We start from the raw sequence: 26244 nt of genomic DNA, 5'->3' as shown, positions 1-26244 counted from the left end.
GGTTTTTTTGCTGGGATCGCCGAGGTGCGGCGGTCCGGCGCGGAATTCGCTCCCCATGCCGCAGTTGCGTGACGGCAGGATGACGCGCCGGCGCGAAGTAAGCGCCTTTTTTATCGATTGGTCAAATTTCGGTTCGGCGTTCAGAACAAGGAACGGTTCGCTGCGGGTGCCGTTGCCTGTTTCGATGCCAAGCACAGGAAATGGGGGAGTACGCCATGCCGGGACGTATTGAGGACGTGACCGAGATCAGCCTTGCCGATGACGGGCGATTTCCCAACAGCCGGTTTCCGCTGATGGTCTATCGCAAGGCATTGGCTGAGCGCACCGTCTCGCCGGAGGCGTTCGAGCAGCTTTTCGGGGAGAACGGATGGCCGCCGCAGTGGCGGGCATCGATCTTCACCTACCATCATTATCATTCGACGGCGCATGAGGTGCTGGGCGTGGCGTCCGGCAGCGCACGGGTTACGTTTGGCGGGCCGAAGGGGGAAACGCTGACGGTTGCGGCCGGGGATGTGGTGATCATTCCTGCCGGTGTTGCACACAAGCGGGAGGAATCGAGCGCCGATTTCCTCGTTGTCGGCGCCTATCCCCCGGGGCAGCAATGGGACATGATGCGCGGCGAGGCCGGCGAGCGCCCGGCGGCGGACGCGCGGATCGCCGAGGTCGCGACGCCGATCACCGATCCGGTTTCCGGAGAAAAAGGGCCCATGCTCGAGGCGTGGGTTTAGCGGCAGGGGCAGCGCCCCTGCCTGAATGCGCTATGCGTGCTCGGCTGCCTTCTCGATGCCCTTCTGCTCTCGGACGTGGTTGAGGAACCGCGTGAAGAGGTAGTGGGCGTCGTGGGGACCGGGGCTGGCCTCGGGGTGGTACTGCACCGAGAAGATCGGCTTGCCCTCGACCGCGAGGCCGGCGTTGGAGCCGTCGAAGAGCGAGACGTGGGTCTGCGTTATGCCCGCGGGCAAGCTGTCGCTGTCGACCGCGAAACCGTGGTTCATCGAGGTGATCTCGACCTTGCCGGTGGTGAGGTCCTTGACCGGATGGTTGGCGCCGTGGTGACCCTGGTGCATCTTGACGGTCTGGCCACCGAGGGCGAGGGCGAGGAGCTGATGGCCCAGGCAGATGCCGAAGACCGGCTTGCCGGTTTCGATGAGCGCCTTGATGGTCGGCACGGCGTAGTCGCCGGTTGCGGCGGGGTCGCCGGGGCCGTTGGAGAGGAAGATGCCGTCGGGATTGTGTGCGAGGACGTCCTCGGCGGTCGCGGTTGCCGGGACGACTGTGACGCGCACGCCCTGGTCGGCGATGCAGCGCAGGATGTTGCGCTTGGCGCCGAAATCGATGGCGACGACGTGGAACTGGGGGTCTTCGACGCGGCCGTAGCCTTCGCCGTGGCGCCAGCGGGTTTCGTCCCACTTGTAGGTCTGAGTGGTCGAGACTTCCTTGGCGAGATCAAGCCCTTCGAGGCCGGGGAATGCATCGAGTTCGGCCTTGAGCGCGGCGTCGTCGAACCGACCGTCGGGGGCGTGGGCGATGACCGCGTCGGCCATGCCTTTTTCACGGATGAGCGCGGTGAGCGCACGGGTATCGAGCCCCGCAATGCCGATGATGCCGCGCTTCTTGAGCCAGGCGTCGAGCTTTTCGGCTGCGCGGTAGTTGGACGGGTTGGTGATATCGGCCTTGAGGACCGCGCCGCGGACGCCGGAGGCGCCCGCCATGTTGACGGTCTCGATATCCTCGTCGTTGGCGCCGACATTGCCGATATGGGGGAAGGTGAAGGTGATGATCTGGCCCGCGTATGAGGGGTCGGTCAGGATTTCCTGATAGCCCGTCATCGCAGTGTTGAAGCAGACCTCGCCGGCCGATGCGCCCACGGCACCGATGCCGCGCCCCTCGAGGCGCGTTCCGTCGCGCAGGATGAGGACAGCGGTGGAGGGGGTTTCTTGCCAACCGGACACGGGATCTTCTCCTATGGTGTAAGGCACGTCGCCGACGCCGGGCGCGCGGGTGCAACCGAAGCGGCAAATATGCCTCTCGCGCGCGTGTTCAACCCGGTCAACGTGAGTCCGGCGGAAACTAAGGGAAGGCCGGGCGCCGGTCAACAGGCGATATGAAAATGGAAACCCATGTTTTTCAATGAGTTAGAGAAAATCACGCGCCAGTGATGCAGAGGTTGGCATAGCTATCGCGCTTGGGTATATGCTCGCGCCACGAAATTTCACGCGGAAGGACCAGAGCATGCGCGAGAAGATCAACGCAGCCATGAAGGATGCGATCAAGGCCCGCGATGCGCGCCGGACGACGACGCTTCGCCTCATCAACGCGGCCATCAAGGACCGGGAAATCGCCGCGCGCGGCGAGGGCAAGGACGGGATCAGCGATGAAGACATTATGGCGCTGCTCCAGAAGATGGTGAAGCAGCGCGAGGAATCCGCGGGGATCTACGCGGAGGCCGGACGCGCCGAGCTCGAGGCCCAGGAACGCGAGGAAATGGAGATCATCAAGGAATTCCTGCCCAAGCCCCTGAGCGAGGAAGAGGTCGATGCGGCGATCAAGGCGGCGATCGCGGAAACCGGAGCGGAAGGGCTGCGGGATATGGGCAAGGTCGTGGGCGTGCTCAAGGCGAAATATCCCGGACAGATCGATTTCGGGAAGGCCTCCAAGCAGGTGAAGGCGCAGCTCGGCGCCTAATGCTCTGAAAAGTGTAAGTATTTTTGCATTGGCGAGCGTGGTGTGCTCGCCTATGATGCTCCCTGTTGTCGATAACGGGCTGTTGGGGGCCACTCTTATGCCGGACACCAAATCCTCCTCGCGTATGCCGTCGATCCTGACCGGGCTGCGCGGCGTTCTGATGCTGCTTGCCGGGCTTTATGCCCTGTTTTTCCCGGGCATGGCACTTCTCATCCTCACCACGGTCGCCGCGGCGCTGTTCGTGGTGGACGGGGTTCTGGGGCTGTGGTCGATCACTTTCGGGGGCGGCAAGACCGGGAATTTCTGGTTCGACGTCATCCGCAACGCGCTCTCGATCCTCGTGGGCGTGCTCATTCTGATCAGCCCGCTGCTCGGAACGCTGATCACAGCGACGTTCCTCGTCTTTCTCGTGGCGTTCCAGGCTATCCTGGTCGGGGCGATGGAAATCGTGGTCATCGTTCGCGAGCGCGAGCATTACGCCAAGATCTGGCCTGTGCTGCTCTCGGGTACGCTATACGTGCTCTTCGGGCTCTTGCTGATCTTCTGGCCGCTGGAGGCTGCGGCTGCGCTCGTCATGGTGGGCGGCATTCTGTTGATGGTTTTCGCCATCGGCCTGTTCGGACTGGCGTGGCGGCTTTACAAGACCGGGCATTGATCCTCTGGGGATAAGCTGTGGACAACGGATTGGCGCGTGACAAAGCGTAGGGCCGTTCCTACTTAGAGGTCATGCGCTTTTCCGACAGTTTTCTCGATGAGATCCGGAACCGCCTGCCGATTACGCAGGTGGTGGGCGAGCATGTGGTGTGGGACAAGCGCAAGTCCCAGCCCGGCAAGGGCGACATGTGGGCGTGCTGCCCGTTTCACGGCGAGAAAAGCCCCAGCTTTCATGCCGACGACCGGCGCGGGCGGTACCACTGCTTCGGGTGCGGGGCGAGCGGGGATCATTTCCGGTTTCTGACCGAAAAAACGGGGATGAGTTTTCCCGAGGCGGTGGAATTGCTCGCGGGGCGGGCAGGCGTGCCGATGCCTGAGCGGGACGCGCGGGCGGAAAAGCGGGACGCGGAGCGGCGGTCGCTCTACGACGTCATGGATATGGCCGCGACCTATTTTACCGAAGCGCTGGCGCACAATGTCGGCGCGCGGGCGCGCGGGTACCTGATGGAGCGCGGTGTCTCCGGGGCGATGCAGCAGCGGTTCCGGATCGGGTTCGCGCCCGACAGCCGGAACGGGCTCAAGGAGTTCCTGGCCGCCAACGGGGTGACGCTCGAGCAGATGATCGCGGCGGGATTGCTCGTTCACGGGGAGGATATCGCCGTACCTTACGACCGGTTCCGTAACCGGCTGATGTTTCCGATCACGGACTTCAGGGGACGGGTGATCGCCTTTGGCGGGCGGGCGCTTTCGGCGGATGTGGCGGCGAAATATCTCAATTCGCCCGAAACCGAACTCTTTCACAAGCGGCAGACGCTCTATAACGGTCAGGCGGCGCGGCAGGCGGGATATGACGGCAAGCCGATCGTGGTGGTCGAGGGGTATCTCGACGTGATCGCGGCGGTTGCGGCGGGGTTCGAAGGCGCGGTGGCGCCGTTGGGAACGGCACTGACCGAGGATCACCTGACGCTTTTGTGGCGGATGACGGACATTCCGGTGCTCTGCTTTGACGGGGACAGCGCGGGGATGCGGGCGGCGGAGCGGTCGGCCGATATCGCGCTGCCCATGCTCAAGCCGGGGAAATCGGTGGCGATCTGTACCTTGCCGGACGGGCTCGACCCCGACGACCTCATCAAGCAGCGTGGGCGGCAGGCGTTCGAGGACCTCATTGCCGGGGCGCGGCCTTTGGCGGACGCGGTCTGGGGCTTCGAGACGGCGGGGGGCATTCCCGAGGCGCCGGAGGCGCGGGCGGCGCTCGAGGCGCGACTGCGCGACCGGGCCGGGCGGATCGGCGACGTTTCGGTGCGCAGGCACTATAGCCAGGCGTTCGACGAGAAGCTTTCGGCGCTCTTTTCCCACCAGCGCAGGCCCTATCAGGGACGCGGACGGGGCGGGAACTACGAGCGGCGCGGCGGCCAGCGCGGGACGCCGCGGACGCTGGTGAGCGAATCCCTGCGCAAACGGCTGCAGCAATCGGCGGCGGCGCCGGACATCATGCCGCGCGAGGCCGTGATCGTCATGAGCCTCGTCAATCATCCCGAACTGGCGCAATCGCGCTTCGAGGCGCTGGCGGAGATCGAGTTCCAGTCGCTGCCGGCGCGGCAGGCGATGGCGGCGTTTCTCGACCTCGTCATGGTGCAGCCGGATCTGGGGCCCAATGCGGTCCATGAGGCGCTGATTGCGCGGGGTTTCGGGCCGGTTCTCGAAAAGATGCGGATGATTCTGGCGCGGCAGGGGGTATGGCAGATCGAGGCCGACAGCGCACAAAGTGACGCAGAGACCGGTTTAAAACACGCGCTGGCCTTGCATTACAAATCGGTTCAACTAAATAGGGAGCTCAAAGCAGCCGAATTGGCGCTAGGCGAAGACCTGAGCGAAAACGCTTTCGAACGGCTGCGGGACATCCAGAATCAGATTTCCAGTGTCGATGGTACAGAGGCATTGATCGAGGGATTTGGTTCGCTATCCGGGCGTGCGACGCGGAGCCTCTAAAAAACGAGGCGATTCGTGTCCGCGCGTTTTTGCGTGTTGGCAATGCGGGGCCAATATGCGAAGGCCGGAAGCGGGCCTAAACGGTGCAAAGATATTGAACACAACATTCTTTGTTAACCGTAATCGATTCCCTTGGAGCGCAAAGCCCAAAGCACCATCTCGGGGTGACGATACCGGTGCCGCACGCGGCACGGCTCAGGAGAGCATACATGGCCATTAAGGCAGCAGCCAACCAGACCAAGCAAGACGCCGATCCCAAGACCGAATCCAGCGCGGAAGGTCCCGACGGTCCTCTTCTCGACCTTTCCGATGCCGCGGTCAAGAAGCTGATCAAGACCGCCAAGAAGCGCGGATATGTGACGTATGAAGAGATCAACTCGGTCTTGCCTTCGGAGGAAGTCAGCTCCGAGCAGATCGAAGACATCATGTCCATGTTCTCGGATATGGGCATCAATGTGATCGACGAGGACGAGGTCGAAGAGGCCGAAGCCGATTCCAGCGATGACGAGCCCGGCGAGATTGCCACAACGACCGGCACGGCGGTGGCGAACACCTCGAACGCGAAGTCGGGTTCGGATCGCACCGACGACCCGGTGCGCATGTATCTGCGCGAGATGGGCTCGGTCGAGCTTCTGAGCCGCGAGGGCGAAATCGCCATCGCCAAGCGGATCGAAGCCGGACGCGAAACGATGATCGCGGGGCTGTGCGAGAGCCCGCTGACGTTCCAGGCCATCATCATCTGGCGCGACCAGCTCGCGGAGGGCGAGATTCTGCTGCGCGACATTATCGATCTCGAAGCGACTTATGCCGGACCGGACGCCAAGATGGCAGAGCCGTCCGCGGGCGCCAATGAGGACGAAGAGGAAGCCGAAGAGCGCGCGGCGCCGGCAGCAGGCCGGACGCAGTCCGCTGAAAAGGACGGTGAAGAGAACGCCGAGGGCGAGACCGGTTCGAGCGAAGAGGACGACGACGAGGACGAATACGAGAACAATCTCTCGCTTTCGGCCATGGAGGCTGAGCTTAAGCCGCAGGTCGTCGAGACTTTCGACCGTATCGCCGAGACCTACGGCAAGATGCGCAAGCTGCAGGACCAGCACGTCGAAGAGCAGCTCGCTGCCAAGTCGCTCGACAGCAAGGAAGTCAAGAAGCTCGAAGAATGGCGCAACGAGGTCATTGTCGACGTCAAGTCGCTGGCCCTCAACAATTCGCGTATCGAAAGCCTCGTCGAGCAGCTTTACGACATTAACAAGCGCCTGGTGCGCAATGAAGGCCGCCTGCTGCGGCTTGCCGAGAGCTACAAGGTCAAGCGCGACGAGTTCCTGAACGCCTATTACGGCTCGGAGCTCGATCCGGACTGGACCGACAAAGTGATCCAGCGGCCCGAGAAGGGCTGGTCGGATTTCGTCGCCAAGGAACGCGCGACAATCGACGATCTGCGTAGCGAGATTCAGACCCTGGCCACCGAGACGGGCCTCGATATCGCGGAATTCCGCCGTATCGTGAACAAGGTGCAGAAGGGCGAGAAGGAAGCCGCCATCGCCAAAAAGGAGATGGTGGAGGCCAATCTGCGGCTCGTGATCTCGATTGCGAAAAAGTACACCAACCGCGGGCTGCAGTTCCTGGACCTCATCCAGGAAGGCAATATCGGGCTGATGAAGGCGGTAGACAAATTCGAATACCGCCGCGGCTACAAGTTCTCGACCTATGCCACGTGGTGGATCCGGCAGGCGATCACGCGCTCGATCGCCGATCAGGCGCGCACCATCCGTATTCCGGTGCATATGATCGAGACGATCAACAAGATCGTACGCACCTCGCGTCAGATGCTGCATGAGATCGGCCGCGAGCCGACGCCGGAAGAGCTTTCCGAAAAGCTGCAGATGCCGCTCGACAAGGTGCGCAAGGTTCTCAAGATCGCCAAGGAGCCGATCTCGCTCGAAACGCCGATCGGCGACGAGGAAGATTCGAACCTTGGGGATTTCATTCCGGATTCCAATGCGGTTCAGCCCATCGATGCGGCGATCCAGTCGAACCTGCGCGAGACGACGACGCGCGTGCTCGCCTCGCTTACGCCGCGCGAAGAGCGCGTGCTGCGCATGCGCTTCGGCATCGGGATGAACACCGACCACACGCTCGAGGAGGTCGGTCAGCAGTTCTCGGTGACCCGCGAGCGTATCCGGCAGATCGAGGCCAAGGCGCTGCGAAAGCTCAAGCATCCGAGCCGCAGCCGCAAGCTGCGCAGCTTCCTGGATAACTGATGGCAAAAAAGGCGGCTTGGAAGCCGCCTTTTTTGTGTTTCGGTCAGGCGAGAGCGCCTGTTTTCCGGCGCGCAATGAAGCCGGGTGCACTGATGGCGGCAAGCGCGAAAAACAACACCCATTGCGGGAGCACCCAGATGCTTCCCAGATCCATCATTCCATAGGCCAGAAACAGGACGGCGATGGCGCAGAACTGCCCGTTGACCACGAGGACTGCCGCCCTGAACCGTGCGGACCGCGCCGCCGCGGCATAGACGATTGTGCTGCCAATGAGAAGCACCGTTACCGCGTGCCAGAGGATCATGTACATCGCTGATTGTTTCCCATCGAGGCCACTGGCGATGACGATATCGGGAAATTCCGGGCCTCCGCCAAACACATGCATGGGAACAACGAGCCCGCAGAGAATGGCGGTCAAAGCAAAGAAGGGGTTGGTCTTCATGGTGGTTTCTCCAGTCCATACGGCACCGTATGTGCAAGGGGCCCTTTTCAATGTCAATACGCTGGCGTATGGAAGGGTATGAGCAAAAAGGACGCACTCGGGGCGGAAGACTGGATCAAGGCGGGATTTCGCGCGCTTGTGGCCGAGGGTGTCACGGGATTGCGGGCCGAAGCGCTGGCGCGGTCCCTAGGTATTTCGAAGGGGTCGTTTTATTGGCATTTTCAGGATGTTCCCGCTTTCAAACGCGCCATGCTCGAGCATTGGCACGAGGCGGCGACACTGCGGGTCGTCGACATCATTGAGCAAAAGGGGCTCAGTGGCGCGCACGCGCTCGAATATCTTGTTAAGGCCAGCGCCACACCTGATGCCTATGGGGGTGCCGGAGCTGAGGGCGCTTTGCGAGAATGGGCGCGGTTCGACCCTGTGGCACGCGATACCTTGCGGCGCGCAGATGTCGAGCGAATCGCCTTTGTTGCCAAATGCTTTGTGCGAGAAGGGTTCGAGCGTGATGCTGCCACTGCGTGCGCTGAAATCTTTTACGCAGCCCTGATTGGACTGGAACAGCTTGCCAGCCAAAGCGGCATGCCTATCGAACCCCGACTGAAACGGCTGCTAGAGACCCTGTTGCAGACGCCCGGCTCACAAAAACGCTGAAGGGCACTTCCAAAAATATGCGCGCCCCTATCGGATCGTGGCCAAAGCCTCTATCGTTATGTCAAAATTCCCCTGCACACCCTGAGCGGACTGTGTCGGGACCAAGACTTTGCAAGAAGGAGGCGCGCGATGTCGTTTCTCAAATCGCTGTTCGGGGGTGGAGACAAGAAGCCCGCAACGCCCAAGGTCGACGCGCATGAGGAGCATGAAGGGTACACCATAAAGGCCGTGCTGATGCAGGCCGGCGGGGAGTATCAGATCGCCGGCACCATCGAAAAGGAGGTCGATGGCGAGCTCAAGATCTACAAGTTCATCCGCGCGGACAAGTTCGCGTCCAAGGAAGACGCGATCGTGGCGACCCTGGGCAAGGGCCGCCAGCTCATCAAGGAACAGGGTGCGGGACTATTCCGCTAAAGGCGGGGCGTCGACGAGCGGGGACTCGGTCGTCTGCACGTCGCCCGGATTGGAGACGATCTCGGGGCTGCCGTGGCGGTCCGTTCCCACGGTGAACGCATACCAGCCCAAAAAGACAAGGATGAGCCCGGCAAGGACGCGCACGATCCATTTGCCGATATCGACCCGCTCGGAGCGAGTCTGATTGGGGTCGAGATAGGTCATTCCCGCTAATCCTGATTCTGGCGATGTCGGAATAACCGCCAAGGGCGGTGTCGGGTTCCTTCGGGGCGGTGAAATCAGGGCGCGGCTTTTTCCGCGTCGGCGGCCGCGTGGATTTCCGTAACCAGCGCCGCGGGCAGCTTGAGCCGGTTTGCCAGGGTTTCGAGATAGGCGCGCTCGCTTGCGGTGTCGGCGGTGATCGCAACCAGCGAAGCGGCGTAGATTTCGGCGGCATGCTCAGGCGTATCGGCGCCTCGGACGACGGCGTCGAGGTCAAGCGGGGTGGCGAGTTCGTCGAAAACGAAGGCTTTTTCCTCCGCCGACAGATCCATGGCTTCGAGGCGTCCGAAAATACGCTCTTTTTCGTCCGCATCGACGCGGCCGTCGGCCTTTGCCGCGGCGATCATGGCGCGGACGAGGGTTCTGCCCAGGGCTTCCCGCTCGCTCGGGGCCTGCGGAATGAAGCGCTCGTCGGTGGGCGGGGTGTCGCCTTGCGGCGTTTTGTTCTGCTGGCTTTTCTGCCAGGCGCTATAGGCCAGACCGCCCACAGCGGCGAGGGCGCCGTATTTGGCGAGTTTGCCCAGACCGCCGCCGCCCAGAAGCATGCCCGCGGCAAGCCCAGCCGCGCCGGCCCCGGCGGTACGTTGCATGTTGGGATCGGTCCTGAGTGCCGTCACGATCTTGTCGATGTCGAACATTTTGCCCTGGGCTCCAGCTTTTTTCATTGCGGTTCCCTGCAGATAGGAAATGCGGGGACGGGCCGCAACGCACCTTTCGAAGATTTAACGCGCTTCGTAAAATCGGCCCTGTGCGTATCGGAGTCGCGTATGGACAAGGTCGATTTCAAGAAGAGTTTGAAGGCCTTCTATGGCCCAACGAAGGCCAGGGGTATCCATCTGGTCGACGTCCCGCCCATGCGTTTTTTGATGATCGACGGGCAAGGCGATCCCAACACCGCGTCAAGCTATGCCGATGCGGTCGCAACGCTCTACGCTGTCGCCTATGCGCTCAAGTTTGCAAGCAAGACGCAGCTCGACAAGGACTATGCGGTGCCGCCGCTCGAGGGGCTCTGGTGGAGCCGGGACATGACGGCCTTTGCGGCGCGGGACAAGGACAAATGGCCCTGGACGATGATGCTGATGGTGCCCGAATGGGTGGGGCCGCGCATGATCGATGACGCCATCACCAGGACGCGGGAGAAAAAGGCGCCTGCGGCACTCGATAAACTCAGGGTGGAACTCTTCGAGGAGGGGCGGGCGATCCAGGCGCTTCATACGGGCAGTTATGACGAGGAAGGACCGCTGATTGCAAAGATGCATGAAGAGGCCATCGAACGGCACGGGTTTTCGCTCACAGGAAAGCATCACGAGATCTATCTTTCCGACCCGCGCCGGGTGGCGCCGGAAAAGCTCAGGACGATCCTGCGCCAGCCGGTGAAATGAAAAGGCGGGCACCGGCCCGCCTCTTCTTCTTGCTTATTTGGACGTCAGCCCGCCGGGGCCTGAGCGACCGGGGTGATCAGCGGCGTGATGCGGCGGATCGTGACGCGGCGGTTGACGCGCTCCTCGAAAGGCGTGTTCACCTTGAGGTAACGCTCGCCATAGCCCTGGGTCGCAAGGTTCTCGGCGGGAATGCCGTAGACCCGGGTCAGGGCGTAGGCCACGGATTCGGCGCGGCGATCGGACAATTCGAGATTGTAAAGATCGTTGCCGACCGCGTCGGTATGCCCTTCGATGAGGAAGGTTTCCCCCGGGTTCTGCTCCAGAAGGTCGAGCATGGCGTTGGCGACCGCCGAGAGCGCCTGGACCTGGTCGGGCGGGATCGCGGCGCTGTCGGTCGCGAACGTCAGATCGCCGATCTCAAGCCGGCGCACCATGTCGCGGATACGGGCGGAACGCTTGACCTCGTCGAGGGTGTAGGAGCGCTGAATCTGCTCGACGGGCGGCTGGTAGAGGAATTGCTCCACCCGTTCGGCGTCCGCAGCGCTCGCATCGAGCACATAGTCCTGCGGCGGGATGGTGAGCACCAGCGGTGGCAGCTGGCTGCCCGGATCGATCCAATAGCCCCGCTCGTCATAGCGGTTGTAGCGCTCGTCGACGTAAACGAGGAGGATTTCCGTGCCGTCCGGCTCGATGCGCGAGCGGCGGACGATCTCGCCGTAGCGGTCGCGGACGGTGACGATCCGGCTGCCGTCCGCGCGCACAATGACCTCGCGCGTGCGGCCGTTGGGCAGATCCTCGATATAGTAGTCCTCGTCATTCTCGTAGTAGAGCCGGTCGGTATCGGGCGTATCGATATAAAGGTGGTTGTTGAATTCGAAGACGAGCGAAAGACCGCGCTGTTCGATGACGTTGAGGTTTTGCGGAACGTCGCTTTGTACCCGTCCGACTACCTCCGCGTCGGCCTCGGCGTCATCGTCCTCGATCACCACCGTTTCCTCGCGGCGGGTGCCCTCCTCGGCCGTGATGGGCTCAATGTCGATATCCCCAAGGAACGACTGGGCCTCGGCGTCCGATTGGGGCGCGGGCGCCGGCTCCTGGGCCTGCTCTTCCGTTTGGGGTTCGGCCGGTGTTTCGGGGGTGGGTTCCTCCCCGCCGGTCAGCGCATCTTTCGCGCTGTCGAGGAGCGGCGCGACCGCATCGGATTCGACGCCTTCGGGCAGGACCTCACCAAGTATGCCCTCCTCAAGAGGGCCGGCTTCGGTTTCTTCGGCGGGCTGCGCCTCGGATTCCGCGTCAGCGCGGCCTTCCGCCTCGGCCTCGACGTCCGCCGCGGCCTCGATTTCGGACGATGAGACGATGTCGGCGCGAATGCCGAAGGTCGCAAGGCATACCTCGAGATCGTCCATGCCGACCGCGGCGCAGACGGATTCAAGCTCTGATTGCGCTGCGAGGAGGTTTTCCCGTGCTGCGGCGACATCGCCGCCGGTTTCGACGGCGGCACGGAATTCGGACGCCGCGGATGCGTATGCGTCAGCAGCGGCTGCGAGCCCCTGAGGGGCACCGTTGTCTGCCGGGGCTTCGGCCTCTGGTTCGAGAACCTGCATTTCGTCGCTGTCGGGCGCTTCCAAGGATTCGGGACGTTCCCGAGGTTCAGGAGCTTCCTCAGCCGGCTCTTCGTCGGGCGCGCCAGCTTCAGGCTCCATAAGCATTTCTGGCAGGTCTTCCGGCTGGGCTTCTTCATCAGGCGCGGCTTCGGGGGCGGGATCTGCCTCTGCCTCTGCCTCCGCCTCTGCCTCTGCTTCCGCCTCTGCGTCTGACGCTTGCGCGTCTTCGTCGCTTAGGAGGCCTTCGATGCAGGCCTGAACGTTTTCGGGCGCTACATTCTGACACTGTTCGGGAAGGAGCATCTGCCCGGACGACCCGGCCTCGGGTTCCAATTCGGCCTCAGCTTCCGCCTCTGCTTCGACATCAGCTTCTGCTTCAGCCTCTGCCTCTGCCTCCTCTTCGGCAGGCTCTTCCTGGAGCATCTCCGGCATGGTCTGCTCCGCTTCGGCTGGAGACTCCTCGGCCTCCTGGGGAGCCTGCTCCGTCTCTTGGGATGCGGGGTCTTCCTCGCTGTCCTGAAGGGTCAGGCCGAGCTCTGCCAAGCAGGCTTCGATTTCTTCAGGCGCGAGGTTCTGGCATTGTTCGGGGAGCAAAGCCCCGGTACTGCCCGATTGGGCGTACGCAAACGGGATCGGCGCGGCAAGCGCGGTCGCCGCCGTGCCGGCCAACAGCAAGTTCCTTATATTCATTTGAATGTCTCCTTGGCCCCCCGGCGGTCGGATTTTCGCCGAGCTTTCAGTTTGCCCGGTCATAGAGATGTGCGCATGAGCGCAAAGTGAACGCGCGGTTCATGTCCGAGCCGCGCGCCATCGGACGGTCGTTACTGCGCCGGAACCGCCTCTTCGGTCGCCGGTACCGCCGAGCTTTCAGCCGGAGCGGCTTCGACAGGTGCAGTCTCGGTCATCGGTGCCGGTTCGGCAGCGGGGGCCTGTTCCGTCATCGGAGCGGTTTCGGTCATGGGCGCGGTTTCCGTTATGGGCGCAGTGCCTGCCGCAGGGTCCGCCGTCCCTTCAACCGGTGCGGGGTTCCCGCCGCTCAAGGCAATGAACCCGATGATGAGCACCGCAAGCGCAAGAACGCCGGCGATCCACCATCCGGCTGCGCTACCGCCGGTCGAATAAACGCGTTTCTCTTCGTACCGGCGGTCGTGCAAATCGCGATCGATATCAGCCATCTCTGGTCTCCTCGTGGGTTTGCCGAAGCGTTTTCCGTTGGTTTCGAAGGGCAAGCTATTGCTTCGGCATCGCGGGAGCCGGCGGGCAGCTTTTTTGCAGATCGCTTGCGCCAGACCCCGTATGTGCTCAAAACGTTAATCGTGGCCTTGAGTTCCCGTTGGGGAGGCCGGAGAGATTCTGGTAGGATGCGCCGCATGCGGCAGACTCAGCACCGGATCAGCATCGAAACGCGCGGGGAGGGGCTTTACGAGTTCACGCGCGAGGCGGCGCGTGCGGTTGCCGACAGCGCGATCGCGACGGGCCTTTTGACGGTTTTTGTCCGCCATACCTCGGCGTCGGTCATCATCCAGGAAAATGCCGACCCGGACGTGCAGACCGATCTGCGGGGGTTTTTCCGGCGCCTTGTGCCCGAGGGCATGGATTGGCTGGTGCACACCACCGAGGGACCGGACGACATGCCCGCACATATCAAGGCGGCACTCACCCAGACATCGATTGGCGTGCCGATCAGCGCGGGGCGTATGGTTCTGGGCACCTGGCAGGGACTTTACCTTTTCGAGCATCGCCGCGCGCCGCACAGCCGCTCGGTCGTGCTGCACGTTCTGGGGGAGGATTGAGGGCAATGGGTCCGGCGCGCACTGTCGCTGTGGGTGTGGCGATGATGGCGCTTTGGGCGTGTCAGCCGCGTCATGCCGAGGAGCTCGAAACCGTGGACGCGGTCCGGGATGACGATGCCGCGGCGGTGCAGCGCTACCTCGATGCGGGCGGCGATCCGGATGCGGTCAACCGCGACGGACATCCGCTCATCTATCTTGCGACAGGACCGCGCGGAGGGGTCGAGGTCCTGAGCGTCCTGATCGCCGGTGGCGCCGATCTCGAACGGCAATCGGACAACGGACGGACGGCGCTGATGAATGCGGCAGGCTGGTGTGACGCGCCTATGGTGCGCATGCTAATCGCTGCGGGTGCCGACGTGCGCCATGCAACGCCTGAGGGCGATACGGTGCGCGATGCAGTCTGCGCGGGGCCGCTCGACCGGCGGGCAGAGGTCCTCAATCTCATCGACGCCATGCTGTAGTCCGGCTTGACAGGGCCCGGACCGGCCCGCACAAGGGCAATAGCCCTCCCGTTCCAGAGTCTCCCGCCTTGTCCGATATCGTCGCGCTTTATCTTCCCTTTGCCCTCGGCCTTGCGCTGACCGGTGCTGCCTCGGGGGTCATGGCGGGGCTTTTGGGGATTGGCGGAGGAATCATCATGGTGCCCGCCATGGTGCTCGCCTATCAGCTTCTGGGGTACAATCCCGAGGTCATCATGCACGTCGCTGTGGGCACCTCGCTCGCGGTGATCGTGCCGACAGGACTGCGCAGTGCGCTTGCGCATCGCCGTCGCGGCGCGGTCGAGGTTTCCGTATTGCGGCTCTGGGGGCCGTGGATCGTCGCCGCCTCGCTGATCGGCGGGTTGATGGCGGGGCTTTATTCGGCCGCCGCGCTCAAGATCATTTTCGGCGTGATGGCGCTGTTCATCGCGCTCAACATGGCGTTGCCGGTGCAGCGGCGGCTGATGGAAAAACTCGCGGGCGTCCCCATGGCGAACCGGATCGCCGGTGCGGTCATCGGGTACATCTCGGCACTCATGGGGATCGGGGGTGGCTCGCTGAGCGTGCCGACGCTGGTGGCGTTCGGCACGCCGGTGCACAAGGCTGTGGGGACGAGTTCGGCGCTCGGGGTGATGCTGGCGATCCCGGCGGTCCTGGGCTTTGTCGTTTCCGGCTGGACGGCCCGCGGCACCCCGCCTCTGAGCCTCGGGTTCATCAATATTCCGTCGCTTGTCCTTATCGGCGGGCTGGCGACGCTGACGGCGCCTTTGGGCGTCGCCATCGCGCACCGGCTCAACGGGCAGGCGCTGCGCGTGGTCTTTGCGGTCTTCCTCGTTGTCGTCGGGGCGCGGATGCTCTTTCAGGCGATCTGGGGCTGACGCGGGGTCAGCCCCGAAGACCGGTCATTGGGCGTCTTCGATCTCCCAGGTGAGCGTGGCGGTGACCTCGTAGCTCATTTCACCCGCCTGGACGGGGACGGCGCTATCGAAAGCCATCTCGGCGCGCGCCATCATGGGCTGAGGGGCACCGCCCTGGGGCTGTTCGGTGATCGAAACGATATCGCCGAGGGTGATGCCGGCGGCGTCGGCGTAGATGTCGGCTTTTTTGATTGCATCTTCGACGGCGCGGCGGCGGGCCTGCGCCATGATCTCGGCGGTATCGGCAACGCTGAATGAAATCCCGTTGATCGTGTTGGCGCCCACCGTCACGGCCTGGTCGAGCACGGCGCCGAGCGAATCGAGATCGCGTACCGTGATGGTGACCGCGTTGGAGACCTGATAGCCGGCGATTTCCGGGGGCGGAGTGAAGCCGCTTTCGTCGCGCCGATCCGAATAGACGTATTGCGGGGAGACAGAAAAATCCGAGGTCTGGATATCGCGCGGAGCGAGGCCGGCGCTCTGAAGGACGCCGATCAGTTCGTCCATTGCCGCGGTATTGGCGTCGAGGGCCGCGCGTGCGGTTTCGGCCTGCGTGGTCACGCCGGTGGTGATGGTCGCCATGTCCGGGGTGGCGAGGACGGTTCCCGTCCCCGAGAGAACCATTTGCGGATCGTCGGCGAGAGCGGGAAGGGCGGGAGCCAACGCCAGGCCAGTGGCGGCGAGCAGGCTTGAAATGCGCATTTTGCGAAATCTCCTCGGTGGGCATTCAAAGTTGTCTTTGTCCTTGCCCATTGCGACAGTTTTGCGGCGGGACCCGATGGATGGAGCGCAGACAGTCCAACCACAGACGGAGGCGCTAGCCGGCAGTGCCGTAACGTTCGCGGGCCCTGGCGCGTGCCTTTGCAGCAACCGCCTCCCGGTTTTTGGGTGGCGCACTGGTTTCGAGTGCGGCGAGGAGCTTTCTGACGGACGCTTCTATGTCCTCGACCGCTTCATGAAAGGCCGCCTCGTTGGTCTTTGACGGGTGCGTGTAGCCCGAGACCTTGCGTACGAACTGCAGCGCGGCCTCATGGACCTCGTTGCGCGTCGCCGGCGGCTCGAAATTGAACAGGGTTCTGATGTTCCGGCACATCGGACGGTCCTCCGTGTTGGCTTGCAGGTAGCGGTCCCCGAGGTTCGCGCGCTTCAGCGCCGATCGCAAGCTTTGCGGCCTGGGGCGGCAGCCCGCCGGGCAAAGGCTTTGTGCCGGGGATAGCCGTGCACAGAGGCCGATTTTCGGTCACAACGCGCTTGCCACGAGCGGCCGGAAACCATAGGAAATCCCCGTGGGCCTGTAGCTCAACTGGTTAGAGCCGACCGCTCATAACGGTCTGGTTGGGGGTTCGAGTCCCTCCGGGCCCACCATTTTTTCACACGCGCCAAATCCGATTCGCTCGCTGGCGGCTTGAGGAAAGCCCCGGGCCGTCGCGGCCTTGTTTGCGGTTTCCCGATCGCTCGGGCATGGCTAGCGTCTTGTACTTTCCCGAGGGGTTACGTCAAAGCCGAGATCAACGACGTCTGCTTCGGGCCGGTTTCCCTCGATGGCGCGCGCCAGAAGCTCGACGGCGGTCGCGCCCATCTGCAGGCGGTGGGTGCGCACGCTGGTGAGGGACGGCGTTGCGGCTTCCATATATTCGAGATCGTTGAAGCCGCAGATGCCGAGCCCGGACGGCACCGCGATATTGCGGCGCTGCGCCTCGAACAGGGCGCCCAGCGCGATGTCATCGTTGTTGCAAAATACCGCGTCGACATCCGGACGTCTTGCAAGAAGGTCGCCCAGCAGGTGCCCGCCGAGAATGACCGAAGAGGGCCGGGGCGTGGTCATGATCAGGTCTTCGTCGATCTTCGCATCGCCCAAGGCATCGCGATAACCCAGCAGACGCCGCTGCGTTCTGGGATCCATGCGGGCACCCAGAAACGCGATTCGGCGATATCCCGCCTCGATCAGGTGTTCGACGGCGGCACGGGCGGCAAGCCGGTGCGAAAATCCGACCATGAGGTCGATGGGATCCGGCCCGGTTTCCATGATCTGAACGACCGGTACGCCCGAGGTCTTCAGCAGCTCCCGCGTCGCCGGAGACTGATCGATACCCGATACGATCAGCCCGGCCGGGCGCTGGCTCAGAAACGTCCGCACCAGCCGTTCCTCTTCGAGCACCGTGTAGCGCGTATTGCCGAGCTGGAGCTGATAGGGCGTGCCTTCGATGGCGTTGTATATGCCCTTGAGGACATCGGAAAAGACGTTGTTGGTGACGGAGGGGATGATCGCGCCGATGATATTGGTGCGGTTGGACGCCAGAGCCTGCGCGGCAACATTGGGAACATATCCCAGATCGGCAACTGCCCGCTCTATGCGCGCCAGCGCCCCCTCCGACACCGTCGAGGAGTCCCGCAACGCGCGCGAGACCGTGATAGCGCTCACACCGGCCGCCGCGGCCACATCTGAAAGCGTAACTTTCCCGGATCTTCTGGACTTTTTCATGCTTCTTCTCCGGGAATCATCATAACACCATTTTCAAACTTGTTGACAATGATAGCGCTGTCTTGTTTCCTGCGCGGCGGGAGGAGTTCCAGTCATGCGGGTAACGGGCCACGACAGCACCGGGCGTCCAGCGCACTTCTTCGTCTTCATGGGCGTTTGCGGCGTCGGTAAATCGACAATGGCGAAAGCCTTTGCCGATGCGCTCGGCGGCGTGTTCATCGAGGCGGACGCATTGCACCCCCGTGAAAATGTCGAAGCGATGGCCGCCGGACGGCCTTTGACGGATGCCGAACGCTGGCCATGGCTCAAGGCGGTTTGCGATCATGCGCTCGCACAGGCGTCCGATCGGCCTGCCGCAATAGCCTGTTCGGCGTTGAGAAAGCCTTATCGCGACTTCCTGCGGGGGAACCTCGCCGATGTTGCATTCTTTCATCTACACGGCCCCGAGGACGTCATTCGCGACCGCATGGCCCGCCGGAAAGACCACTTCATGCCGTTGGCTCTGCTTGAGAGCCAGCTATCCGTGCTGGAATTGCCAACTGACGAGCCCGACTGCCATGGTCTCGATATCCGCCAGGCACCGGACCGGCTTCTTGCCCAGGCCGTCGCAACAGCGCGGCGAGAGAGCGGTTGCGCCGAAGCAGGCGGAACCGGGAACACCCTGAACATATAACCAAATGGAGGATCCTATGACGAAATCACTCATGCTAACCGGCGCCTTCGGCGTCGCAAGCCTGCTCGCAGGCACGGCGCTTGGCCAGGAATATTCCTTCACGTTCCAGTCGAGCGATCCCGCCGGCAATCCGAACTTCGTGCTCCAGCAGGGCTGGACCGAAAGCGTCGCCGAGGCGACCGGCGGCCGCGTGGAAATCGAGTTGCTGCCGGTGGGCTCCATCGTCGAGCACAACGAAACCCAGGACGCGATTGCCGCGGGTATTTTGGACGGGCACATCACCGATACGTCATACTTCGCGGGCCGCGACGCCGCCTTCGGGCTGATCGCGAACCCCGTTGGCGCGTGGTCGGCGCCCCAGCAGATGTTCGACTTCATCAACGAAGGCGGCGGCAAGGAGCTCATGAACGACATTCTCGAGCCCTACGGTCTGCACTTCATCGGTGCGACGACGCCGGGTCTTGAGGCCTTCGTTTCCGCGGTACCGCTCGATGGTGTCGACGATCTGCAGGGCCTCAAGATGCGTGCGCCCGAAGGGCTTGTGCAGCAGGTGTTCGCAGCCGCCGGCGCGGCGCCGGTCAACCTGCCGGGTTCGGAGGTCTTCACCTCGCTCGACAAGGGCGTGATCGACGCCGCCGACTATAGCGTCTTTTCCACCAACCAGGCCCAGGGCCTGCACGACGTGGCGCCCCATCCGGTCTACCCGGGCTTCCATTCGATGCCGCTTGTCGAGATTTCGATGAACAAGCAGGCATGGGATGAATTGCCCGCCGATATCCAGGAAGCGCTGGAGCAGACCGTGCGCGATTTCGCCCAGCATCAGGTCGATGCCCTGGCCGCGGCGGACGAGGAGGCGGTTGCCGAAGCCGAGGCGAGCGGCGATGTTACGGTGCACAACTGGTCCGACGAGGAACGCGCCAAGTTCCGCGCCATCGCCATGGGCGAATGGGAGAGCGTGGCCGAGCAGTCGCAGAACGCGCAGCGGGTTTATGAAGCGCTGACCGCCTATCTGCGCGAAGAAGGGTTGCTCGAATAACCGGGCATGGCCGCCGGCGGGGCCTGTCCCGCCGGCGGAACCAAGGGGCTGCCAATGACGACGAACGACGAACATCCCAACGCTCCGGACGAGGCCCTCGAGATGGGCCGGCCCACAGGCCCGATCGCGGAGGCCGGACTTCTCGGCAAATGGATCGATCGGGCGGCCATCGTTTTTGCCGCCTGCTTCCTTGTCTCGATGGCGGTGCTGATCCTCGAGATTTTCATGCGCTACGTGCTCAATGCGCCGACGCTCTGGGCACACGAAACGACGATCTTCCTGTGCGCGATCGCCTTCATATTCGGGGGTGTCTATTGCGCCGCCCATGACCGGCACATCCGTGTCGTTCTGATCTATAGCGCCGTCCCGGTCCGCGTCCGCAAGGCGCTCAACGTCGTTATTTCCCTCATCTGCCTGTTCTCGGCGGCCTTTTTTGCCTATGCGGCCTGGCTCATGGTGCAGCGCTCGCTCTGGGCACCGGACGGTTCCTTCCGCATCGAGCGCACGGGCAGTGCGTGGAACCCGCCGACTCCGGGGCTGCTCAAGCTGTTCCTGTTCGTCATGCTGCTCGTTCTCTGCGTCCAGTTCATCGTTATTTCCTTCAACTACGCACGTCGGATCGGGCGCTAGATGTTTGACCTTTCCATTCTCGGGATCGAGTACGGCACACTTTTGATGTTCGCCATGCTCTTGGGTATGCTGCTGACCGGCATGCCGCTGGCGTTCGTCACCCTGTTCGTGGCGCTCTTTTTTGCTTTGGGCTGGTTCGGTCCGATGTCGGTGCCGCTCATCACCAGCCGCGTCTATTCGTTCGTTTCGTCCTTCGTTTTCGTATCGGTACCGATGTTCGTTCTGATGGCGGCGATACTCGACCGGTCGGGTATCGCGCGGGACCTCTTCGACGCCATGCGGCTCGTGGGCGGGCGACTGCGCGGCGGCGTCGCCGTCCAGACGATTTTCGTGGCCGTCATTCTCGCAGCCATGAGCGGTATCGTCGGGGGCGAGATCGTCCTGCTCGGGCTCCTGGCCCTGCCGCAGATGCTGCGGCTGGGGTACGACAAGAACCTGGCGATCGGCGTGGTGTGCGCGGGCGGCGCGCTGGGGACAATGGTCCCGCCCTCGATCGTCCTGATCATCTACGGGCTCACCGCAAATGTATCGATCGGCGACCTCTTCACTTCGGCTTTCATACCGGGGCTGATGCTGGCGAGCTTTTACGTCGCCTATGTGCTGATCCGCGCCTATCTCAACCCCGCGCTCGCACCGATTGCCGAGGAGACGCAAAAAACGACGGCGGAAAAGCTGCGGCTGCTCAAAGGGCTGATCCTGCCGATCATGGTCGTCGTTTTCGTCCTCGGATCGATCTATGGCGGTATCGCGTCGGTGACCGAGGCATCCGCGGTGGGCGTCGCTGGCGTTATCCTGTCCACCGCGATCCGTGGAGAGCTGAGCATCAAGCTCCTGCGCGACGCGACGCTTCAGACGCTTTCGACCTGCGGCATGATCGTGTGGATCGGCATCGGCGCCAGCGCGCTTGTGGGCGTCTTCAACCTTATGGGCGGCATCGACTTCGTGAGCGCGCTCATCACCGGCATTTCCGACAACCCGGTGATCGTCCTGCTGTTCATGATGGCGATTCTCTTCGTGCTGGGGATGTTTCTCGACTGGGTCGGTATCGCCCTTCTGACCATGCCGATTTTCGTGCCGATCATCACGGAGCTGGGTTACGATCCGGTCTGGTTCGGTGTGCTGTTTTGTATGAACATGCAGGTCTCGTTCCTGTCCCCGCCCTTCGGCCCGGCCGCGTTCTACCTCAAGAGCGTCGCGCCGCCAGATATCTCGTTGGGCGATATCTTCAAGGCGCTGTTGCCCTTCATCGGCCTGCAGATACTCGGTGTGGCCATGCTGATCATCTTCCCGGCGCTGGCGGGCGGGTAACCTTCAGTCGGGGACGGAGGGGGCAAGGCGCCAGCGGCGGCGTGCAAATTGCCGCATTGGCCTGGGCGGGGTTTGGGGTATGGTGCGGCGCAGAAATGGGGTGGAACCGGTCTCGGGAATGACGTTGGCGCGGCAAATCGCAGGTGAGGCCATCAAGGCGCTGGCAGTGCTGGCGCTAATATTCCTTTCATTTGCCCATACGCCCGCCCAGTCGTCGGATTTCGGCGACGACGGAGCCTATGCGGTTTCGGCATATTCGGCGGTGACGTATTGCGGGCAGGGTCCGGAAGACGATGGTGCCGGCCACGGACCGTGCCATGCCTGCCGTGCCGGTATTGCCGATTTGCCCGCTCCGCCCTGCAGCGCCGATCCTGCCTATTCGGGGTTCGCGCGGATTGCGTTCGTTCACGAGAGCGAAAACCCCGTTTACGAGGCCGCGGACGGGCCGGCCAATCCGCGCGCGCCGCCAGCACTGGTCTGATCGATGTACCGAACGCCTCGTGGCGTTCTTCTCGAGACCAAGACTTTTGCTGGAGACACACAATGATCCGCACTTATCTGTGCGCGGCCGCCGTTGCCGCAACCTTTAGCCTTTCCGCCCCCGCTTTCGCTCACGCCACTTTCGAGGTTCAGGAGGCAGTGCTGGGGCAGGCGTTCACGGGCGTCTTGCGCGTACCCCACGGGTGCGACGGGGAGGCAACGCATACCGTCCGCATTGAAATCCCCGAGGGTCTGTTCAACGTCAAGCCGATGCCCAAAGCGGGGTGGACGCTCGAGACGGTGACCGGCGCCTATGCGAACACCTATGTCAATCACGGCACGGAAGTTACCGAGGGGGTCAGAGAAATCGTCTGGTCGGGCGGTGATCTGCCCGATGGGTGGTATGACGAATTCGTCTTCCGCGGTACCTTCGCCGACACGCTCGCGCCGGGGGCGTTCCATATACCGGCGGTGCAGGAATGCGCCAACGGCGTTGCCGCGTGGACGAGCATGCCGGGCGCAGAGACCGAGGACGGGCCGGCACCGAGCGTGACGCTCGTTGCGGGCGATGCGTCCGGAGGGCACGGCGGACACGATCATGGCGCGGTGGACGCGGCCGGCGCTATGGCCGGGAGCGCGCGTGCCGGCGATCTCGAAATCTCCGGGGCGTTTACGCGGGCGACGCTGCCGAATGCTCCCGTGGGTGGCGGGTATCTCACGGTCACCAATACCGGCGAGGCGGCAGATCGGCTGGTCGCGGCGGCGTCACCGGCTGCGGGCGATGTGCAGATCCATGAGATGAGCATGGTCAACGACGTGATGGAAATGCGCAAGCTCGAAGACGGGATCGAAATTCCCGCCGGCGGCGCGGTAACGTTGGCGCCGGGTGGATTGCATCTGATGTTCATGCAGCTCAATGCACCGTTTGAAGAGGGTACGCAGGTGCCGGTGACGCTGACGTTCGAAAATGCCGGTGAGGTCGAGGTGATGCTCAGCGTTGGCGGGTTCGGGGCGGTGGCCGATCCGCATGCCGGACACGGGGGGCACTGATGGCGAACGCGCGGCTTTCCACGATCCGCTGGCTACTCTGGGGCGCGGTCGGGGCGCTCGCCATTGTGGCGGTCGCGACGACCTACCTCGGGGCGGCACCCAGCGCCAGCGCCGAGCGCTATGGGACGGGCGACTATGAGCTCGTGACCGATGCGGGGGAGACGGTCGACGACATGGTCTTTGTCGGCCAGCCCTCGGCGGTGTTTTTCGGGTTCACCCATTGCCCCGAAGTGTGCCCGACGACCATGGCGGACATGTCGCACTGGTTCGCCGAGCTTGGGCCCGAAGCCGATAAGCTACGGGCGTTCTTCGTTACCGTGGACCCCGAGCGCGATACGCCCGAGGTTCTCGGCGATTATGTCAGCTGGGTGTCGGACCGGATTACGGGGCTGACGGGCACGCAGGAGAATATCGACAAGATCGTATCCGCGTGGTCGGTCTATGCCCAGAGGGTGCCGCTCGACGGCGGCGGGTACAATATGGACCATACCGCCTCGGTGTTCCTGCTCAATGCGAGAGGGGAGTTCGAGGGGACGATCGCTTATGGCGAAGCCAGCGAGACGGCGATCGGCAAGTTGCGGCGGTTGATCGCCGAGTCGTGAGAACAGACGCCGGGGATCGGTCGATCCCCGGCGCCCGGCCCGATGCCTAGGCCGCAGATGCACGCAGCGTTGCCGCGGCGGCGACGAGATGTTCGAGCGAGGCTTTGACCTCCGGCCAGTCGCGGGTCTTGAGGCCGCAGTCGGGGTTGACCCAGAGCCGGCGGGCGGGGATGGCCGCGAGGGCCTTCTTAAGGAGCGCTTCCATATCGGTCTGGCCGGGAACGCGGGGGGAATGGATGTCCCAGACGCCCGGGCCGATCTCGTTGGGATAGGCGAAGACGCGGAAGGCGTCGAGGAGCTCCATGTCCGAGCGCGAGGTTTCGATGGAGATCACGTCCGCATCGAGCGCGGCTATGGCTTCCATGATGTCGTTGAATTCGGCGTAGCACATATGCGTGTGGATCTGGGTCCGGTCGGCGACCCCGGACGCCGCGAGACGGAAGCAGTCGACGGCCCAGTCGAGATAGGCCTGCCAGTCCTTGCGGCGCAGAGGGAGGCCTTCGCGCAGGGCGGGTTCGTCGATCTGGATCATACCGATGCCGGCTTCTTCGAGGTCGAGGACTTCGTCGCGGATCGCAAGGCCGATCTGGCGGCAGGTCTCGGACCGGGGCTGGTCGTCGCGCACGAAGCTCCATTGCAGGATGGTCACCGGGCCGGTGAGCATGCCTTTCATGGGCTTTTTGGTGAGCGACTGGGCGTAGGCGGACCAGGTGACGGTCATCGGGCCCGGGCGCGAGACGTCGCCGTAAATCACCGGCGGTTTGACGCAGCGCGAGCCATAGGACTGAACCCAGCCGTTTTTGGTGAAGGCGAAGCCGTCGAGTTGCTCGCCGAAATACTCCACCATGTCGTTGCGTTCGAATTCGCCGTGGACGAGGACGTCGAGGCCGAGCTCTTCCTGGATGCGAACGCTGCGCTCGGTTTCCTGTTTGAGGAATGCATCGTAGCCGGCGGTGTCGAGTTCGCCGCGCTTATGGGCCGCGCGGGCTTTGCGGACTTCTTGGGTTTGCGGGAACGAGCCGATCGTCGTGGTGGGAAAGAGCGGAAGACCGAAGCGGTCGGCCTGCTTTTGCTGGCGTATGGCGTAGGGGTTGTCGCGTCTCAAGTCGTCGGGGCGGATGGCGGCGACGCGTCGGCGCACGGACTGGTTTGTCGTGCGCGGGGACGCGGTGCGGCTCGCGATAGCCGACTTGCTTGCCGAAAAGGCTTCGCGAGCCGCGCTCTCGCCACGCTGAATGGCAAGAGTGAGGGCCTGGACCTCGCCGAGCTTCTGCTTGGCGAATGCGAGCCAGGATCTGAATTCGTCGTCGAGCGCGGTTTCGAGCTCGAGATCGACCGGGGAATGGAGCAGAGAGCACGAGGGCGCGATCTGCAGGCGGTCCGGGCCGACGAGGTCCCAGGCGCGGCGGACCAGCCTGAATTTTTCGGCAAGATCGGCGCGCCAGATATTGCGCCCGTCGATGAGGCCGAGGGACAGGACGGTGTTCCTGGTTCTGGTTGCCGCGAGCACGTCTTCGAGCTGTTCCGGCGCGCGGGCGAGGTCTATGTGCAGGCCGGCAACGGGGAGGTTCACGGCGAGCGGGAGATTATCGCCAAGAGGGCCGAAGTAGGTCGCGAGCATGATGTCCGGCGCGACGGCAGCAAACACTTCATAGGCTTTGACGAAGGCGGCGCGCTGCTTGTCTGTGAGGTCGAGCGAGAGCACAGGCTCGTCGATCTGCACCGATTGCGCGCCGGTGGCCTTGAGAGCGGCGAGGAGTTCGGCGTAGGCGGGGAGGGCCTTGTCGAGGAGGTCGATGGGGTCGAGCCCGTCGTCCCTGGACTTGCCCAGCGACAGCCAGGTCACCGGTCCGAGGACGACCGGGCGGGTTTCGATGCCTTGCGCCCTGGCTTCGAGGTACTCATCGATCGGCTTGCGCGAGGCGAGCGCGAAATCCTGGTCGCGGGTGAATTCGGGAACGATGTAATGGTAGTTGGTGTCGAACCACTTGGTCATCTCCATGGCCGGCGCGTCGGCGGTGCCGCGGGCGCAGGCGAAATAGAGGGTGAGCGGGTCGCCGTCCCTGAGCGGCTCGAAGCGCCGGGGGATGGCGCCGAAAAGGACCGAGGTGTCGAGCACGTGGTCGTAGAGCGAAAAGTCGTTCGAGGGGATCACGTCGATCCCTGCTTCTTTCTGAAGGTGCCAGTGGCGGGCGCGCAGCTGCGCCGCCGTCGCCGAAAGGTCGCTGATACCGGTTTCGCCCTTCCAGTAGGTTTCGAGGGCCTTTTTGAGTTCGCGGTGCGCGCCGATACGCGGAAAGCCGAGGTTGGCTGAGACGGTCATGGGTGTGCCTTTGCAATAGAATTCACTGCCCGGCGGACGCGCCGGGTTGCCGTGCGGTTGATGTGATGTCGGCTGAATCAGCCCGAGGCGACGCCTCAGGCGGTGCGCATTCGATGCGCGCTCAGTCC

Annotated in this window: 28 protein-coding genes and 1 tRNA gene; 19 read left to right on the top strand and 10 right to left on the bottom strand. The window is 63.4% G+C overall.

The features are described 5' to 3' along the window. The first annotated feature begins 215 nt into the window (after positions 1 to 215). Positions 216 to 728 (top strand): cupin domain-containing protein, encoded by a 513-nt coding sequence (locus LSG43_RS10000; RefSeq protein WP_231803659.1) that lies wholly within the window; start codon positions 216 to 218, stop codon positions 726 to 728. 30 nt (positions 729 to 758) lie between these two features. Here LSG43_RS10000 and carA read toward each other — a convergent pair whose 3' ends face one another. Beyond that, on the bottom strand, positions 759 to 1952 hold the full coding sequence (carA, locus tag LSG43_RS09995; RefSeq protein WP_231803657.1) for a glutamine-hydrolyzing carbamoyl-phosphate synthase small subunit: 1194 nt from the start codon (positions 1950 to 1952) through the stop codon (positions 759 to 761). 280 nt (positions 1953 to 2232) lie between these two features. Between carA and LSG43_RS09990 the strand changes: the two genes are divergently transcribed. From LSG43_RS09990 to rpoD, 4 genes are all read left to right on the top strand, one after another. Next, positions 2233 to 2685, top strand: a complete 453-nt coding sequence (locus tag LSG43_RS09990) for a GatB/YqeY domain-containing protein (protein WP_231803655.1) — start codon at positions 2233 to 2235, stop codon at positions 2683 to 2685. A 52-nt stretch (positions 2686 to 2737) separates the two neighbouring features. Next, complete coding sequence (locus LSG43_RS09985; protein ID WP_231803653.1) at positions 2738 to 3340, top strand: HdeD family acid-resistance protein; 603 nt, start codon at positions 2738 to 2740, stop codon at positions 3338 to 3340. Between the two features lie 71 nt (positions 3341 to 3411). Next, positions 3412 to 5328: a DNA primase gene (gene dnaG, locus LSG43_RS09980; RefSeq protein ID WP_231803651.1), complete on the top strand. Its 1917-nt coding sequence runs from the start codon at positions 3412 to 3414 to the stop codon at positions 5326 to 5328. 209 nt (positions 5329 to 5537) lie between these two features. Further along, positions 5538 to 7586, top strand: coding sequence for an RNA polymerase sigma factor RpoD (rpoD, locus tag LSG43_RS09975; RefSeq protein WP_231803649.1), 2049 nt, complete (start codon positions 5538 to 5540; stop codon positions 7584 to 7586). 43 nt (positions 7587 to 7629) lie between these two features. Here rpoD and LSG43_RS09970 read toward each other — a convergent pair whose 3' ends face one another. Further along, entirely contained in the window at positions 7630 to 8028 is a 399-nt protein-coding gene (locus tag LSG43_RS09970; RefSeq protein ID WP_231803647.1) for a hypothetical protein, read from the bottom strand. A gap of 78 nt (positions 8029 to 8106) precedes the next feature. Between LSG43_RS09970 and LSG43_RS09965 the strand changes: the two genes are divergently transcribed. Then, the gene (locus LSG43_RS09965; protein WP_231803645.1) at positions 8107 to 8682 is read left to right on the top strand and encodes a TetR/AcrR family transcriptional regulator; all 576 of its coding nucleotides are present in this window, start codon (positions 8107 to 8109) and stop codon (positions 8680 to 8682) included. Positions 8683 to 8811: 129 nt separating this feature from the next. Then, the gene (locus LSG43_RS09960; RefSeq protein ID WP_231803643.1) at positions 8812 to 9096 is read left to right on the top strand and encodes an HlyU family transcriptional regulator; all 285 of its coding nucleotides are present in this window, start codon (positions 8812 to 8814) and stop codon (positions 9094 to 9096) included. Here LSG43_RS09960 and LSG43_RS09955 read toward each other — a convergent pair. After that, a complete protein-coding gene (locus tag LSG43_RS09955) occupies positions 9085 to 9300 on the bottom strand; it encodes a hypothetical protein (RefSeq protein ID WP_231803641.1) in 216 nt (71 codons plus the stop codon). The two genes, LSG43_RS09960 and LSG43_RS09955, sit on opposite strands and share 12 nt — an antisense overlap. A 74-nt stretch (positions 9301 to 9374) precedes the next feature. Next, positions 9375 to 10022 (bottom strand): tellurite resistance TerB family protein, encoded by a 648-nt coding sequence (locus tag LSG43_RS09950; RefSeq protein WP_231803639.1) that lies wholly within the window; start codon positions 10020 to 10022, stop codon positions 9375 to 9377. 102 nt (positions 10023 to 10124) lie between these two features. Here LSG43_RS09950 and LSG43_RS09945 point away from each other — a divergent pair, with 102 nt between their 5' ends. Further along, positions 10125 to 10739: a GyrI-like domain-containing protein gene (locus LSG43_RS09945; protein ID WP_231803637.1), complete on the top strand. Its 615-nt coding sequence runs from the start codon at positions 10125 to 10127 to the stop codon at positions 10737 to 10739. Between the two features lie 44 nt (positions 10740 to 10783). Here the strand turns inward: LSG43_RS09945 and LSG43_RS09940 are convergent, their stop codons facing one another. Together LSG43_RS09940 and LSG43_RS09935 are read right to left on the bottom strand one after the other, a co-directional pair. After that, positions 10784 to 13033 carry an OmpA family protein gene (locus LSG43_RS09940; RefSeq protein WP_231803635.1) on the bottom strand — a complete coding sequence of 750 codons (2250 nt, stop codon included), beginning with the start codon at positions 13031 to 13033 and terminating at the stop codon, positions 10784 to 10786. 131 nt (positions 13034 to 13164) lie between these two features. Continuing rightward, positions 13165 to 13518 (bottom strand): hypothetical protein, encoded by a 354-nt coding sequence (locus tag LSG43_RS09935; protein WP_231803633.1) that lies wholly within the window; start codon positions 13516 to 13518, stop codon positions 13165 to 13167. Positions 13519 to 13713: 195 nt separating this feature from the next. Here LSG43_RS09935 and LSG43_RS09930 point away from each other — a divergent pair, with 195 nt between their 5' ends. From LSG43_RS09930 to LSG43_RS09920, 3 genes are all read left to right on the top strand, one after another. Next, positions 13714 to 14136, top strand: coding sequence for a secondary thiamine-phosphate synthase enzyme YjbQ (locus LSG43_RS09930; RefSeq protein WP_231803631.1), 423 nt, complete (start codon positions 13714 to 13716; stop codon positions 14134 to 14136). Positions 14137 to 14141: 5 nt separating this feature from the next. Then, positions 14142 to 14597, top strand: a complete 456-nt coding sequence (locus LSG43_RS09925) for an ankyrin repeat domain-containing protein (protein WP_231803629.1) — start codon at positions 14142 to 14144, stop codon at positions 14595 to 14597. 68 nt (positions 14598 to 14665) lie between these two features. Next, a complete protein-coding gene (locus LSG43_RS09920) occupies positions 14666 to 15493 on the top strand; it encodes a sulfite exporter TauE/SafE family protein (protein WP_231803627.1) in 828 nt (275 codons plus the stop codon). 24 nt (positions 15494 to 15517) lie between these two features. On the opposite strand, the gene LSG43_RS09915 is transcribed toward LSG43_RS09920, so the two are convergent. After that, positions 15518 to 16234, bottom strand: a complete 717-nt coding sequence (locus LSG43_RS09915; protein WP_231803625.1) for an SIMPL domain-containing protein — start codon at positions 16232 to 16234, stop codon at positions 15518 to 15520. Between the two features lie 115 nt (positions 16235 to 16349). Beyond that, positions 16350 to 16625, bottom strand: coding sequence for a DUF2277 domain-containing protein (locus LSG43_RS09910; protein WP_231804656.1), 276 nt, complete (start codon positions 16623 to 16625; stop codon positions 16350 to 16352). A 195-nt stretch (positions 16626 to 16820) separates the two neighbouring features. On the opposite strand from LSG43_RS09910, the gene LSG43_RS09905 reads away from it, so the two are divergent. After that, positions 16821 to 16897, top strand: a tRNA-Ile gene (locus LSG43_RS09905). Between the two features lie 100 nt (positions 16898 to 16997). On the opposite strand, the gene gntR is transcribed toward LSG43_RS09905, so the two are convergent. Beyond that, entirely contained in the window at positions 16998 to 18014 is a 1017-nt protein-coding gene (gntR, locus tag LSG43_RS09900) for an HTH-type transcriptional regulator GntR (protein ID WP_231803623.1), read from the bottom strand. A 94-nt stretch (positions 18015 to 18108) separates the two neighbouring features. Here gntR and LSG43_RS09895 point away from each other — a divergent pair, with 94 nt between their 5' ends. The 7 genes from LSG43_RS09895 (at position 18109) to LSG43_RS09865 (ending at position 23793) form a co-directional block, all read left to right on the top strand. After that, complete coding sequence (locus LSG43_RS09895; protein WP_231803621.1) at positions 18109 to 18687, top strand: gluconokinase; 579 nt, start codon at positions 18109 to 18111, stop codon at positions 18685 to 18687. Between the two features lie 16 nt (positions 18688 to 18703). After that, entirely contained in the window at positions 18704 to 19723 is a 1020-nt protein-coding gene (locus tag LSG43_RS09890; RefSeq protein ID WP_231803619.1) for a TRAP transporter substrate-binding protein, read from the top strand. Positions 19724 to 19777: 54 nt separating this feature from the next. After that, the gene (locus tag LSG43_RS09885) at positions 19778 to 20353 is read left to right on the top strand and encodes a TRAP transporter small permease subunit (protein WP_231803617.1); all 576 of its coding nucleotides are present in this window, start codon (positions 19778 to 19780) and stop codon (positions 20351 to 20353) included. Then, positions 20354 to 21661 (top strand): TRAP transporter large permease, encoded by a 1308-nt coding sequence (locus LSG43_RS09880; RefSeq protein ID WP_231803615.1) that lies wholly within the window; start codon positions 20354 to 20356, stop codon positions 21659 to 21661. Between the two features lie 118 nt (positions 21662 to 21779). Further along, positions 21780 to 22142 (top strand): hypothetical protein, encoded by a 363-nt coding sequence (locus tag LSG43_RS09875; protein ID WP_231803613.1) that lies wholly within the window; start codon positions 21780 to 21782, stop codon positions 22140 to 22142. Positions 22143 to 22204: 62 nt separating this feature from the next. Beyond that, positions 22205 to 23191: a copper chaperone PCu(A)C domain-containing protein gene (locus tag LSG43_RS09870; RefSeq protein ID WP_231803611.1), complete on the top strand. Its 987-nt coding sequence runs from the start codon at positions 22205 to 22207 to the stop codon at positions 23189 to 23191. Beyond that, positions 23191 to 23793: an SCO family protein gene (locus LSG43_RS09865; protein ID WP_231803609.1), complete on the top strand. Its 603-nt coding sequence runs from the start codon at positions 23191 to 23193 to the stop codon at positions 23791 to 23793. Before LSG43_RS09870 ends, LSG43_RS09865 begins: the two co-directional genes overlap by 1 nt. 46 nt (positions 23794 to 23839) lie before the next feature. Here LSG43_RS09865 and metE read toward each other — a convergent pair whose 3' ends face one another. Continuing rightward, positions 23840 to 26116, bottom strand: coding sequence for a 5-methyltetrahydropteroyltriglutamate--homocysteine S-methyltransferase (gene metE / locus LSG43_RS09860; RefSeq protein ID WP_231803606.1), 2277 nt, complete (start codon positions 26114 to 26116; stop codon positions 23840 to 23842). Between the last annotated feature and the right edge of the window lie 128 nt (positions 26117 to 26244).

Origin of the sequence: Pelagibacterium xiamenense (assembly GCF_021166475.1) — a bacterium.
Taxonomy (GTDB): Bacteria; Pseudomonadota; Alphaproteobacteria; order Rhizobiales; family Devosiaceae; genus Pelagibacterium; species Pelagibacterium xiamenense.
This window is presented reverse-complemented; position numbering and strand designations above follow the sequence as displayed.